The organism is Pseudomonas sp. R2-60-08W, assembly GCF_003852335.1.
Taxonomy (GTDB): Bacteria; Pseudomonadota; Gammaproteobacteria; order Pseudomonadales; family Pseudomonadaceae; genus Aquipseudomonas.
On record NZ_CP027731.1, the window covers coordinates 2,859,873 to 2,872,735 of the forward strand.

The following is a 12,863-nucleotide window of genomic DNA, read 5'->3' on the forward strand; positions in this document are numbered from 1 at the left end:
TTCACGCCTTCAAGTAGCTCGCCGGAAACAGGCCGGTGATGATTGAGTGGATGTTTTCCCGAATGGCCTGTGTGGCCACCGGGTCGAGCATGTCCGCAAGCATCGGAAGGCCCAGGTCGAAGCGTGATTCAAAGGTGATGATCGCGTCTTTGCCGTCCGGTAAAACCTGCCAGGTGCCGGAGAAGTGATCGACATCGCCGGCCATTTGCTCGAAATGAATCTCCCGGGTCTGAGCATTGAACGTGTCGCGCTCCTGCCACTTGAGGATGCCGCTGTGGAAGTTGACCTCCCAGGAGGTGAACGAGACCTGGTCGCTGACTTTGTTGATGGTGATGTTACGCACCGATTTACACAGCTCGACGTACTTGCTGAAATCGCTGATCACGGCAAATACTTCATCAGCGCAGGCATGGGGAATGTGGGCCTGCACGTTGACTTCTTGCATGGGGGAAACTCCATTCAAAGGGATGGCATTGAGGTGGTCAGCGCCTGCGCGAAGCCTTCGAGCAACCAGTTGCAATCCTGGGCGGTCAACAGCGGCGATGGCGTGAGCCTCAGCACCCGATGATCATTGAGCGAGTGGCACACAATGATTCGTTGCTCGATAAGGGCCATGACCATGTTTGCTGCGATCGACGCGTCGGCAAATTCAAAGCCGAACAGCAAACCTGCGCTACGCAGCTCGACTCGCTCGGTCCAGCCCCGTTGTTGCAACAGCGCGCTGAAGCGGGCATGCAGGTCCTGCCCAAGCAGCCGGGCACGCGCTACCAGGTCTTCTTGCACCATCACTTGCAGCGTGGCCTGTACCGCCGCCATGGCCAGCGGATTGGCGCCGAAGGTCGAGGTATGAACCGTGGGGTTGCGGTTGAAAGGCGCATAGATCGTAGCGCTGGCAACCATGGCACTCACCGGTACGCAGCCGCCCGACAGGCTTTTACCTACCAGCATGATGTCGGGCACCACCTGCTCATGGTCGCAGCCCCACCAGTAGCCGGTGCGGCCCAGGCCAGACTGGATTTCATCGATAATCAGCACGGCGTCATATTGGTCGCACAGCTCGCGCACACGTTTGAGATAGCCTGGCGGCGGCAGGACCACCCCAGCTTCGGCCTGGATCGGTTCGAGGATCACGCAAGCCTTTTGCGACGATGCCCGCAGTTGCTGCTCCAGTGCCACGCTGTCGCCAAACGGCACAAAGTCGCTGTCGCTGAGCAACCCACTGAACGGCTCGCGGTAGCTTTCGCGGCCGGTGACGGCGAGGGCACCGAGGGTCTTGCCATGGAAGCCGCCGAGAGTTGACAACGTGCGGCGGCAGCCGTTGAGGCGGGCGAGTTTAAGGCCTGCTTCAGTGGCCTCGGCGCCCGAGTTGCAAAAGAACACATACTCCAGATTGCCTGGGCAATGTGCAGCCAGTGCGTGCGCGGCAAAAGCCTGTTGCGGATTGAGCAATAGCTTGCTCGCCAGCGCATTTTTCTGCAGTTGCCGGGCGACCGCTTCCACGACCACCGGATGGCCATGGCCCAGGAAAAACACGCCGTATCCGCCGGCGTCCAAGTACTGGCGGCCTTGCTCGTCATAGATGTAGACGCCACGGCTGGACTGCTCGATCGGCAGGTTCATCAGCGAAGCGAGGCGTGCGTAGCCCGAGTTGACATGCTTGCGCAAATACTGGTCGACCTGTGCGGCGTCGATGGCGGGTTCGGCGACAAGCGGGTTCATGCCGCGCTCGCTTGTGTGGACGGTAACAGCGGCTGCTTGAGCATCCTCGTCAAGGCTCCCAGCTTGGGTGCCAGGTGGTTGAGCGACAGCAGTAACTCACGGCTGACATCGCGCTGGCTGAACGCCGTTTCGCCGAGTAACTGCGGCAAGGACGTGGGCAGCGGCGTGCGCAGGCAGGCATAGCGGCACAGCTGTGTGGCGCGGGTCAGGGCGGCCTGGATATTGCCGCTCAGCGCCGGAAGAAATACCGGGCGGATCAACCGTTCGTAAATGTCCGGCGCCAGGCATCGTGGCCGTGTGAACGGTTGCGCCTGGGCTTGCATGGACTGGCACATCAGGTCCAGCAGACCATCGAGATCAAGGGACTGGGAACCGCTGGTAAGAAAATAGTCTTCGCCGATTAAACGCTGGCGCAGCGCGTTGGTAATGGCCTGTGCCGCGACATCACGGGCGATCAGGTCGACATAGCCGGCAGACGGGCAGGGCACGATGGGCAGCACGCCGGACATCATCAGCCCCATGGTCATATGAAAGCCCTGGAAGTTGGGCATGAACCCGGTCTTCGCATCGCCAATGATGATGGATGGGCGAAAAATCGACACATCGATACCGGCCGAGCGAACCAGGGTTTCGGCTTGGCGCTTGGCGACTTCGTAAGGGGTTTCGGCTTGGACGCCTTCGTAATAGTCGCAGGGATGGGTGAAGGCGGTGCTGATGTGATACAGCGGAACCTTGGCTTGCTTCACAAAGGCCACTACGTTTTCGGTGCCGAGGTAGTTCACCGAAAAAATCTGATCGATATCGCCGTCCAGGCGAGTCACCGCTGCGGCGTGGATCACCCAGTCGACACGCTCAAGCAGCGCTGCATGAACGTCGTCGGCCAGCCCCAGGCGAGGGCTGCAGATATCGCCCGTGAGCACTTCCACCCGGGGATCGCGGATGCGGCTTTTACGCGCCAGGCAGACCAGGTCAAAGTCTTCTGCCAGGCAGTCGATCAGTGACTCACCCAGTACGCCTGAGCCTCCTGTGAGAAGGACGGTTAATTTTTGCTGTGCTGACATGTAGGGCGCTTCCCTGCGGACTCATCGAAACAATTAACGGGGCCATTCGCCGAATCGCAGGCACGGGTGCCCCTAGCGAACACTTTTTATTCACGGTCGGTGGCGCTGAGTGGCTCTGGAGGGAGACGATCAGCGCTTACCGTTTTTGCGAATAAGATGCGATCGATATTGGCGTTTTGATATCAGCGCGTCTTGAACGAAACGCTTGTCTTGCGCAAAACCTCTGCGGCAGTGCGCGGCGTCATACCAATCATGCGGCGCATGATGCGGGCCAGGTGCGCCTGGTCGGAGAAGCCACCTTCGGCGGCGGCGTCCGATAACGTCGAACCGCCGGCCAGGGATTTGGAGGCCTGTTCCAATTTGTTCCAGATGATCCATTGGGAGAGGGACACCCCCATCTGGTGGGTGGCGACGCAGCGCAAGCGTGGGCTGGACAACCCCACCGCATGGGCAGCGCGACTGACGCTACCGGGACCGTCGCGGTCCAGGCGCAGAATATTCAGGGCTTTGTAAAGCCTATGGTCGATCGGCGTGGTAATCGCGAGCAACCGCGAGAGGGCGTCGACAAAGTGCGGGAGGGATGTGGCGCGGCGAAAGCACTCCAGTAATTCGTCACTGGCCAGGGCGATGCCATTGTCTTGCAGCAATGCATTGAGCGCACGGCCCAATGCCGAGTCCGGGCTGACATACACAAACGCCACTGGATGACTGTCGGCCACGGCCCGGTGTTCGACGTTGGGCCCGATGATCACACCGGCTGCGCGGACCAACTGTCCGGGCAACTCCAGGGTGACCGGCTGGCCCAAGCCGATGCACAGTTGGATAGCGACATGGGAGTGGGCGGTGTTTTGATCGGCACGGCCAATGTAGCCGGCCCACGAGTCGCCAAAGGTAACGCTGCCATCCCACATTAAAGGTCTTCCTGACGCACTGGGTGAGTGTTGCACGCGTGCAGGGTAGGCCTTCGCAGGTCTGGATTCAAGTGAGTGGTGCGCTCTAAAGCTTGCCCGCATGTAGCACGGGGACGCAATGGCGCTTGGTGGCACAGCCCTTTTGAAATGGCTGTGTCACCTGCCTTACTGACAGCGCCTCACTGCTCCTGGCTGCAATCACGCGGCGTGATGCCTTTCTCTTTGGCGTACCCGGCTGCGGAGGCTTCGATGATCGGTCGCAGCAGCGCGCGGTCGGCCTGGACCCAGTCGCTGATCAGGTTCCAGCGCTGGCCGTCCCATTGCTGGAAGCGCACGGCGCCGCCGCCCTCGTGGTCGGCGCAGGACAGTTTCAGCGGTTGCACCAGGCCCTTGGCGCCCAGCGCTTGCAGGCGCGCGTCGTCCAGGTTCAGGTGTTCGAAGCCCCAGCGCACTTGCTCACCGGTGAGGGGCTTCTGGCCATATTTTTCCTGGGCCAGGCGCAGGGCTTCGACGTTCAGAATGCCGTTGACCACGCCCAGGTTGTAATACACGGTGCCAAATCGCTTGGGGTCGGCCAGGTTGCCCTTGCCGGCATTCACCACGCTTTGCTCGATGCCTTGCAGCACCGGGAAGTCGGTGCCCGACGGGTGCGTGGTGATCGCGATAAACCCCTTGGCGGCGGCACCGGCCGGCACCACGTCTTCTTCGGAGTTGCTCCAGATATTGCCGATGATGTGATCGGCCGGGTAGCCGACTTTCTGCGCGGATTTGAGCGCCACCGGGTTCATCACGCCCCAGCCGCGCAGGATCACCCAATCGGGCTTGAGGCGGCGAATGTTCAGCCACTGCGATTGCTGCTCGTTGCCGGGGTGCGGCACTTCCAGCAAGGTCAGTTCGAAGCCGGCGTTTTTCGCCAGCGTCTCGAGCACGCCATTGGTTTCCTTGCCGTAGGGCGAGCCGTGGTAGAGCACCGCGATTTTCTTGCCCTTGAGCTTGTCGGCGCCGCCTTCGCGCTGGCCGATGTAGTTGATGATCGCCGAGACTTCCGAATACGGGTTCAGCTGCAGCGGGAACACGTAGGGGAATACGCTGCCGTCGGTGGAGTCGGTGCGGCCATGGTTGATGGTGATCAGCGGCAATTTGTCGGCCGTGGAACGTTCCAGCGTGGCGTAGGCGATGCCCACTGACAGCGGGTTGGTGGCGGCGGCCGGTGCGCCGTTGAGCCCGCCCTTGAGGCGCTCGTAGCATTCGACGCCTTTTTCCACCACGTACTCGGTCTCGCATTCGCTCCAGGTCAGCTTGACGCCGTTCACTCCGCCTTTGGCGTTGATGTATTGCAGGTAGTCGATGAAACCGCCGAAGAAACCGCTGCCGCCAGCGGCGTAAGGGCCGACCCGGTAGCTCTGCAAAGGGAAGTATTGTTCGTTGGCGGCCTGGGCGCCGGCCGTGAGCCCGGTGGTGATCAGGGCCAGGCACAGGGCCAGGCGGCGCAGCGATAAGCGGTGTGTCATGGAGGTCATTCCTGGGGGGTTATTGAGTTCAGTAACGCAGCGGCCAGACCCTGGCCCGTTGACGAAAGCGCTGCCACAGACGGGCCAGCCCCTCCGGTTCCTTGATCAGAAAAACGATGATCAGCGCGCCAAACAGCATCTTCTGGATGTTCTCCAGCTGGCCCGCGTCCATCAGCCCGACGGGCAACAGGGCGAAGAGGTTGCCCAGCAGGATCGGGAACAACACGATGAACGCGGCGCCGAGGAGGTTGCCGAGTACGCTGCCCAGGCCGCCGATAATGATGATGAACAGCACCTGGAACGAGCGGCTCAGGTCAAAGCCATGGGGTTCCACCGTGCCCAGGTAGGCGAAGGCCCACAGGGACCCGGCGACGCCCAGGTAGAAGCCGCTGATTGCAAACGCCAGCAGCTTGGCCTTCAACAGCCCAATACCGATGACGGCAGCGGCGGTGTCCATGTCGCGCACGGCCATCCAGTTACGCCCCAGTTCGCTGCGCACCAGGTTTTTACCCAGCCAGAACAGCGCCACCACCACGGCTAGTGTCAGCACGTAGCGGCCGCGCGGTGAGCTGAAATCCAGTCCGCCAATCAGCAGCGGCGGGGAGGTGATCACGCCGGACGCGTTGTCGTTGGTAAACCAGCTGAAGCGGGTGAGTACCCACTCCACCACGAATTGCGCGGCGAGGGTCGCCACCAGCAGGTAGAACCCCTTGATGCGCAGGCTCGGCAAGCCGAAGAACACCGCCACCCCGGCGGCAATCACGCCGCCCAGGGCAAAGCTGACCAGCAGCGGCAGACCGGGTACGCGCAAGTGCAGGTTGTAGGCGGCAAACGCGCCCACGGCCATGAACGCCGCCGAGCCCAGTGAGAGTTGCCCGGCGTAGCCCGTCAGCAGGTTGAGCCCGAGCCCGGCCAGCGACAGCACCAGCAGCGGCACCAGGATCGCGCTGAACCAATAGTCATTGCCCAGCCAAGGCACCGCAAAAAAAGCCAGGCCCAGCAGCAGCCACAGCGCGACGCGGTCCTGACGCAGGCGAAAGGTGCGGCGCTCGGCCGCATAGGAAGTGCTGATTTGACCGGCTTCTTGATACAGCATGCAGGGAGTTCCTCAGGGACAATCAAACCCGTTCGATGGCGCGCTCGCCGAACAGCCCGGCAGGCCGCACCAGCAGGAACAACAACGCCAGGACGTACGGCACCCAGTTTTCAATGCCGCTGCCGATGACCGGGCCTAGGTAGATCTCGGCGACTTTCTCTGCCGCGCCGATGATCAAGCCGCCGACAATCGCGCCGCTGATGGACGAGAACCCGCCGATGATCAGCACCGGCAGCGCCTTGAGCACCACCAGCGAAAGCGAGAACTGCACGCCCAGGCGGGCACCCCAGAGCAACCCGGCCACCAGGCCGACACACCCTGCCGCCGCCCACACCAGGGCCCAGATGCGGGGCAGGCGGATACCGATGGCCATGGACGCCAGCGGGTCGTCGGCCACCGCGCGCAACGACAGGCCCACCCGCGTCTTGTTGAACAGCAGCGACAGGACGATCACCAGCACGGCTGCGGTGCCGGCGGCAAACAGGTCGAATTGCGAGAGCAGCATGCCGCGGATTTCCAGCGGTTCGTCGGCGATGCCCAAGTCCAGTCCGTGCACCTGTGCGCCCCATAGGAACTGCGCAAACCCTTCGATCATGTAGGACAGCCCAAGGGTGGCCATGAACAGGATGATCGGTGGCCGGTTGACCAGCGGGCGCAGTACGACTTTTTCAATCAGCAGCGCCAGCACCACCATGCTCGCCAGGGTGACCAGGAACGCCCAGGCGAACGGGAAGCCGCGCTCCAACAGGCTGACAAACGTCAGCGCGGCAAACAGCACCATGGCGCCCTGGGCAAAATTGAACACGCCGGAGGCCTTGTAGATCAGCACAAAACCAATCGCCACCAGGGCATACATCACACCCGCCAGCAGCCCGCCGATCAGCACTTCGAAGAAAAATTCCATGCTCAGGTACCCAGGTAGGCGGCGATCACGTCGGGGTTGGCGCGCACTTGTTGCGGGGTGCCGTCGCCGATCTTGCGACCGTAGTCGAGCACTACCACGTGGTCGCACAGGCCCATGACCACGCCGATGTCGTGTTCGATCAACACCACGGTGGTGCCGAACTCGCGGTTGATGTCGCGGATGAACTGGCTCATCTGCGCCTTCTCCTGGGCGTTCATGCCGGCCATGGGTTCATCCAGCAACAGCAGGGTGGGTTCGGCGGCCAGTGCGCGGGCCAGTTCGACACGTTTTTGCAGGCCATAGGGCAGGGTGCCTACCAGCACATGGCGCCAGGGATGGATCTGCAGAAAGGCAATCACCTTTTCCGCCTGCAAGCGGTGCGCGTCGTCCTCACGCGGTGCCCGGCCCAGGCGCAGCATTTGCTCGAGCCAACTGCTGCGGCGCTTGAGGTTGCGCCCGGTGAGCACGTTGTCGAGCACGCTCATGCCCTTGAACAGCGCGATATTCTGGAAGGTCCGCGCAATCCCGCCTTCGGCCGCCTGGTGCGCGCGCATGCGTCGACGGGTCTGGCCCGCGTAGCGAATGCTGCCGCTTTGGGGGTGGTAGACCCCGTTGATGACATTGAGCAGCGAGCTTTTACCGGCGCCGTTGGGGCCGATCAGGCCGCAGATGTCGCCGGCCTTGACCTCAAAGCTGATGGAAGTAATGGCCTTGATGCCTTTGAACGACAGGGAGATGTCATCGAGCCGCAGTAATACCGCTTCAGTGGATGTGCGCATGGAAGGCTCGTCAGGCAGATTGAGGCAGCAAGTGGTCGCTGGGTTCGTGGCGGGAAGCGGGTTCTTGCCAATGGCCGGGATGGATGCCCAGGGCACCGAAGAACGCCGCACTGTCCGGATTCAGCGCTGGCCCGACCAACAAGGGCACGCGCAGGCGGCTCATCCCCAGTACATCCAGCAGTGGCCGACGGACCAGCCAGTGCCCCAGCCAGCGGCGCAGGGGGGATGGGCTCGGCTGCATGGCCCAGCGGTACACGCGATGGCTGAACGTCCCCGGCAGCGGCAGGCGTTCACGCACCCACTGCTCCAGGCGTGCATAGGATTCGCGGGTGCCCAGCACCAAGGTCGGGCCCAGCTCGCGCCGGTCGATGTCGCGGGTGGCCAGGGCCTCCGGAAAGTTCAGCCCAAAGCCGGCATGCAGCCAGGGTGCAAGCAGGTAGCGTGCTTGCCCGCTGGCGGCAAACACCCGTGCGGCCAGGGCCTCGTCGTCGGCGCCGAGGTGTTCCCGGTCGACCAGCGCACGGCCGTCCGCGAGCAACTGCGCATGGGTCAGGCGCAGGGTGGTCTCGGCATGAAAGACGAAGGCCGTGGCGTCGGGTTGCGGCGTGTGGGCGGGGGGCGGGGCATCGGTACGCAAGTCGGCATAGTCGATCAAGCCGGCGTCCGGGTACTGGCTCTGGCCACGCCCGTCGAGGAACACCACCACGTCGCGCTCACGCAGTTGTTGCAACGTGTCCAGGTCTTGCACGACCACGAAGCGCGGCCGCAGCACGTCCAACAACGCCTGGTTGTCGCGCTCCGGGTCGAGCAGTGTGACGCTGGCGCCCAACCATTGCGCCGCCAGCGCCAGCAGCAACGCTTCGGGACGCGCCTGGCTGATGATCAACAGGTCATCGTCACGCCCCAAGCTGCGCTGATGCAAGGCAGCGGCGAGCTGGCTGACCTCGCCAGCCACCTCACTCCAACTGCGCTCATGCCAGATGCCCAGGCGCTTATAGCGCAAGGCGATCGCCGACCCGCGGATGTGGGCTTGACGCAACAGCGCGTGGGGCAATGTCTGGGGCATGGATGCATCCTTCGGGATAGGTGCAAAGCTGATTGCATGCGCCATGCCAGAGGGATAAATGTTTGTATTTCAAATGGATAGGTAGCGTGCCTGGAGATTGGCGTGTGTTGATTCAGTACAAGCTGTCCAAGCACTGTTGGTGCGTGAACAGTGCTGACGCGAGGCGCGCCCGGCAGGCTGTCGGGAGTGCGCCTCGGTCATCACTCCCGTATTGCAGCGGTTTATTCGCGCTGAGTCGATCTTAAAACCTGCGCCAGTCGCTTTCTCCTTTCAAGTTCCTGGCTGCGCGGCCGATCCAGTCCTTAGCGCTCCGAGCAGTCTCCCTCGAAGTACGCCGACGCTTCAAACCAGCTCCACAACAATAAAAAACCTAACGGGGTTAGCCATGACCATTTTACAGCGGGTTATCGGGGGCTTTGCGGTGCTTGTGCTGTTGCTGCTGACCATGGCAGGGGTCAGCTATCAAAGCACGCATTCTATAAGCGAGCGTCTGGGCATCATCACGAGCCAATCGGCACCATTGAGTCGCGCGGCCAGTGAGTTGTACGTGCATATCCTGCGCGCCAACCAGGCGTTGCTGGCCATGCTGATCAGCGCCGATGTCAAACAGATCGACGCCGGCAAGCAAGCGTTCACCGACAGCATTACCCAGTTCAATCGCTTGCTCGACAGCACGGCGGTCTATGTGGTCGACCGCGACGAGTTGAAGGCTGGCCTCGCCCAGCAGCGCCAGTTAGTGACGGCCTACGCCGACCAGGCGCAAACCCTGATGGCCTCGCACCGTGAGCATGTGCAGCAACTCGCGTTGACGCGAGTGCTGCAAGGTTACAGCAGCGCCCAGGGTTCGCAGTTGGCGGGTTACCTGCGCGATTACATTGCTCGGGCCCGCAGTGCCGGCGACGCACAACAGGTGGCGGCGGCTGAAAAACTGCTGTTGGAAGTCAACAAATCCTATGACGGGCTGGCCGCGCATGCGGCGACGCCAGCCATCGACACCTTGCAACGCGTGCTGAACCTGCAGGACGAGGTCATCAGCACGCGCCTTCAGGCGCTGTTGGCCGTTGACCCCAGAGGCGGGCGGATTGCCGCCGTGATGGTCAATCGTCTACTCACCGATCTGACCGGCGCCGACGGCGTGTTCCATGCCTACCTCGCCGAGGCAAAATTGAGTGCGCAGGTTGTGCAGCAACGCACTGCGGTAGAAGTCGCCCTGCAATCCACCCTGGGCAAGATTGGCGAATTTGGCAGCCAGGCCCTTGAGGTCGCCAATCACGCCCGGGACGATGCCAACGCCACCATCGGCACCAGCCGCAGCCTGGTGTTGATCGCCTGTGTACTGGCGGTGCTGGCCGCCGTACTGATCGGCATTTGGGTCGCCTTCAGCCTGCGTCGTCCCCTGGCGGCGTTTCGCGAGGTGCTCAAGCAACTGACGGCCGGCGATATGCGCGTCAGTTTCGATGTCTCGCGCAAGGACGAGTTCGGGGAGCTGGGGGGCTACCTGAATGAACTGACCATTGCGCTGCGCAAAACCTTCCGTGAGCTGATCAGCTCCGCCGATGCCCTGGCGACCACGGCGGACAACAATGCCTTGAGCAGCGAGCAGACCACTCGCGTAGTGGATGAGCAAAAAGACAGGTTGCAGTCGGCGGCCTCGGCCATGACTGAGATGGAAAGTACCGTGGAAGAAGTCGCACGGCGCGCGCAAGACACCCGCAAGGCGGTGGACGACACCAGTGACCTCACCGATCAAGTGCAGGAGCGTGTGGCCGAGACCATCGTCAACATTCGCCTTCAGGCCGAGCAGGTAAACAAAGCCACCGAGGTTACCGACGAACTGCAGAAGTACGGCCACAATATCGAAGGCATTGTGGTTGCCATTCGTACCATCGCCGAACAGACCAACTTGCTCGCACTCAACGCGGCTATCGAAGCCGCGCGTGCGGGCGAACAAGGCCGAGGTTTTGCCGTCGTCGCTGATGAAGTGCGCTCCCTGGCAAGTCGTACCCAGACCTCTACCAGCGAAATCCAGGAAATGATCGGACGGATGCAGGAAAAAATTCATTCCGTGGTCCAGGTGATGAACGAGAGCCAGGTGCAGTCGGGCCAATGCGTGACGCTGGCCTCGGGAGCCGGTGAATTGCTGCACTCGATGAGCGAGGCGGTCGGCACGATTCGCGACATGAACATCCAGATTGCTGCGGCCACCGAGCAGCAGAGCGCCACCGTGGCGGAAACCAGCCGGATGGTCATCCAGATCAATGATTCGGCGCAGCAGACGGCCGAAGGTGCCGAGCAATCGGCCAGCAGCAGCCAACGCTTATCGGCCATGGCCAAAGTGCAGCGTGAACTGCTTCATCAATTCAGCGTTTGACCCTCGGGAGCTAGAAAATGAAAGCATGGTTCAGATGTTTCCTGGGGTCGGCGCTGTTAACCACAGGCCTGGCCCAGGCCGCTACGCCGCTGGTGGGCGTGGCCATGGCCAAATACGACGATAATTTCCAGGCGTTGCTGCGCAATGGCGTGCAGCAAAAGTCGGCGGCGATGGATATCGATATTTTCATGGAGAATGGGCAGGACAATTCCGAATTGCAGCTGCGGCAGTTTCGCAACCTGATCCATTCCAAAGTCGACGCGATCATCGTGGCCGTGGTCGACGGCAAAAGCACGCCGCAGATGATGCAGTTGGCCAGCGAAGCGAATATTCCCCTGGTCTTCGTCAACCGCAATCCTTCGCCCGAAAAGCTCACCGCGCGCGCTGCGTTTGTCGGCTCCAATGAACTGGAGTCAGGCACGTTGCAGATGGAAGAGCTGGCACGCCGGGCCGGCTACAAGGGCAACGTGGTGATTCTGGTCGGCGACCCCGCCAATGCGTCCTCATTGATGCGCACCGAGGACGTGGAAAAAGTCGTCGCCAAGTACCCGGACATGAAAGTCGTGCAGAAAAAAGTCGCCAACTGGGAGCGTAGCCAGGCCGCCACGGTGGTCATGGACTGGGTGAAGCAGGGCGTCGATTTTTCGATTGTCGCGGCCAATAACGACGAAATGGCGATCGGCGCGATCATGGGCCTGGAGAAGGCCGGCAAGCAGGCCAAGGATTACTGGGTAGGGGGCATCGACGGTACGTCGGATGGGCTCAAACTCATGGCAGATGGAAAGATGGCGGTCAGTGTGTTCCAGGATGCTGTAGGGCAGGCGAGTGGAGCGGTTGATGCGGCTGTCCGCCTGGCGCGTGGCGAAAAGCTGGATACACCGATCATCTGGGTGCCGTTCCAGTTGATTACTCCGGAGAATCGTCAGCAGTTCGAGTGACGGGCGATGTGAATCGGCTCAAGGGACGGGCGCGGTTGAACCGGCCCGCCCCTTTGAACATAGGTAGCCAGCAGCAGTGGGGGAGGCGGGCAGGTAGTGCACTTGCCGACCCAGCCCCAGCTTGACCACAGCGTCACGCGGGATCGCTCTCAGCGTGTGAGTTGAAAGCTGTCTTCAATCAGTGAGTGAATTTCTTGCGCGCCGAGTGGGCCGTTCAGCAGGACGGTAATCCAATGCTCTTTATTCATATGATAAGCCGGGTAAATGCCGGGCTTTTTCCTCAAGGAGCCGACCAACTCGGGCTCAACTTTCAAGTCGAGTACGTCAACCCGCGCATCTTGATCAACGCCTATTTTCTCGGCAGGAATTTCCATGAGCAGGGCATACCATTTCTCATTGTCCGAATGTCTGAAGACGGCGTAGTCGGGGAATTTCTCCCATGGGTGATCAGGCTTTGTCTGGTATTTCTTCAGTATGTAATCGATCAATTGCTGGCGGTTCATGTAG

At 61.6% G+C, this 12,863-nt stretch carries 12 protein-coding genes and 1 pseudogene; 3 read left to right on the plus strand and 10 right to left on the minus strand.

Annotation, left to right across the window (positions count from 1 at the left end; all coding sequences use genetic code 11):
* Position 1: 1 nt before the first annotated feature.
* The 9 genes from C4J90_RS12945 to C4J90_RS12985 all read right to left on the minus strand — a co-directional run bounded on the left by C4J90_RS12945 (position 2) and on the right by C4J90_RS12985 (position 9,047).
* Positions 2-445 (minus strand): type II toxin-antitoxin system RatA family toxin, encoded by a 444-nt coding sequence (locus tag C4J90_RS12945; protein WP_124362776.1) that lies wholly within the window; start codon positions 443-445, stop codon positions 2-4.
* 14 nt (positions 446-459) lie between these two features.
* Positions 460-1,719 (minus strand): aspartate aminotransferase family protein, encoded by a 1,260-nt coding sequence (locus tag C4J90_RS12950; RefSeq protein WP_124414653.1) that lies wholly within the window; start codon positions 1,717-1,719, stop codon positions 460-462.
* Positions 1,716-2,780, minus strand: coding sequence for an SDR family oxidoreductase (locus C4J90_RS12955; protein ID WP_124362778.1), 1,065 nt, complete (start codon positions 2,778-2,780; stop codon positions 1,716-1,718). Before C4J90_RS12955 ends, C4J90_RS12950 begins: the two co-directional genes overlap by 4 nt.
* A gap of 182 nt (positions 2,781-2,962) precedes the next feature.
* Positions 2,963-3,691, minus strand: coding sequence for an AraC family transcriptional regulator (locus tag C4J90_RS12960; RefSeq protein ID WP_124362779.1), 729 nt, complete (start codon positions 3,689-3,691; stop codon positions 2,963-2,965).
* Between the two features lie 179 nt (positions 3,692-3,870).
* On the minus strand, positions 3,871-5,202 hold the full coding sequence (locus tag C4J90_RS12965) for an ABC transporter substrate-binding protein (protein WP_124414654.1): 1,332 nt from the start codon (positions 5,200-5,202) through the stop codon (positions 3,871-3,873).
* A gap of 28 nt (positions 5,203-5,230) precedes the next feature.
* A complete protein-coding gene (locus C4J90_RS12970; protein ID WP_124419969.1) occupies positions 5,231-6,298 on the minus strand; it encodes a branched-chain amino acid ABC transporter permease in 1,068 nt (355 codons plus the stop codon).
* Positions 6,299-6,320: 22 nt separating this feature from the next.
* Positions 6,321-7,202 (minus strand): branched-chain amino acid ABC transporter permease, encoded by an 882-nt coding sequence (locus C4J90_RS12975; RefSeq protein WP_124419970.1) that lies wholly within the window; start codon positions 7,200-7,202, stop codon positions 6,321-6,323.
* Positions 7,203-7,204: 2 nt separating this feature from the next.
* Positions 7,205-7,981 carry an ABC transporter ATP-binding protein gene (locus tag C4J90_RS12980; protein WP_124362783.1) on the minus strand — a complete coding sequence of 259 codons (777 nt, stop codon included), beginning with the start codon at positions 7,979-7,981 and terminating at the stop codon, positions 7,205-7,207.
* A gap of 10 nt (positions 7,982-7,991) precedes the next feature.
* Complete coding sequence (locus C4J90_RS12985) at positions 7,992-9,047, minus strand: AMP-binding protein (RefSeq protein WP_124419971.1); 1,056 nt, start codon at positions 9,045-9,047, stop codon at positions 7,992-7,994.
* 1,093 nt (positions 9,048-10,140) lie between these two features.
* Here C4J90_RS12985 and C4J90_RS27430 point away from each other — a divergent pair.
* The 3 genes and pseudogenes from C4J90_RS27430 to C4J90_RS12995 form a co-directional block, all read left to right on the plus strand.
* A pseudogene (locus C4J90_RS27430) lies at positions 10,141-10,560 on the plus strand (HAMP domain-containing protein); the annotation flags it as partial.
* Between the two features lie 102 nt (positions 10,561-10,662).
* Positions 10,663-11,418 (plus strand): methyl-accepting chemotaxis protein, encoded by a 756-nt coding sequence (locus C4J90_RS27435; protein ID WP_372237501.1) that lies wholly within the window; start codon positions 10,663-10,665, stop codon positions 11,416-11,418.
* A 17-nt stretch (positions 11,419-11,435) separates the two neighbouring features.
* The gene (locus tag C4J90_RS12995; protein ID WP_124404135.1) at positions 11,436-12,356 is read left to right on the plus strand and encodes a substrate-binding domain-containing protein; all 921 of its coding nucleotides are present in this window, start codon (positions 11,436-11,438) and stop codon (positions 12,354-12,356) included.
* Between the two features lie 149 nt (positions 12,357-12,505).
* Here C4J90_RS12995 and C4J90_RS13000 read toward each other — a convergent pair whose 3' ends face one another.
* Entirely contained in the window at positions 12,506-12,859 is a 354-nt protein-coding gene (locus C4J90_RS13000; RefSeq protein WP_124362787.1) for an MmcQ/YjbR family DNA-binding protein, read from the minus strand.
* Positions 12,860-12,863: the final 4 nt, after the last annotated feature.

Bases quoted from the DNA above. Each gene is read 5' to 3' on its own strand.
- C4J90_RS12960 (WP_124362779.1), bottom strand. From the start codon at position 3,691: ATGTGGGATGGCAGCGTTACCTTTGGCGACTCGTGGGCCGGCTACATT.
- C4J90_RS13000 (WP_124362787.1), bottom strand. From the start codon at position 12,859: ATGAACCGCCAGCAATTGATCGATTACATACTGAAGAAATACCAGACA.
- C4J90_RS12945 (WP_124362776.1), bottom strand. From the start codon at position 445: ATGCAAGAAGTCAACGTGCAGGCCCACATTCCCCATGCCTGCGCTGAT.
- C4J90_RS12970 (WP_124419969.1), bottom strand. From the start codon at position 6,298: ATGCTGTATCAAGAAGCCGGTCAAATCAGCACTTCCTATGCGGCCGAG.
- C4J90_RS12985 (WP_124419971.1), bottom strand. From the start codon at position 9,047: ATGCCCCAGACATTGCCCCACGCGCTGTTGCGTCAAGCCCACATCCGC.
- C4J90_RS12950 (WP_124414653.1), bottom strand. From the start codon at position 1,719: ATGAACCCGCTTGTCGCCGAACCCGCCATCGACGCCGCACAGGTCGAC.
- C4J90_RS12980 (WP_124362783.1), bottom strand. From the start codon at position 7,981: ATGCGCACATCCACTGAAGCGGTATTACTGCGGCTCGATGACATCTCC.
- C4J90_RS12975 (WP_124419970.1), bottom strand. From the start codon at position 7,202: ATGGAATTTTTCTTCGAAGTGCTGATCGGCGGGCTGCTGGCGGGTGTG.
- C4J90_RS12955 (WP_124362778.1), bottom strand. From the start codon at position 2,780: ATGTCAGCACAGCAAAAATTAACCGTCCTTCTCACAGGAGGCTCAGGC.
- C4J90_RS12965 (WP_124414654.1), bottom strand. From the start codon at position 5,202: ATGACACACCGCTTATCGCTGCGCCGCCTGGCCCTGTGCCTGGCCCTG.
- C4J90_RS12995 (WP_124404135.1), top strand. From the start codon at position 11,436: ATGAAAGCATGGTTCAGATGTTTCCTGGGGTCGGCGCTGTTAACCACA.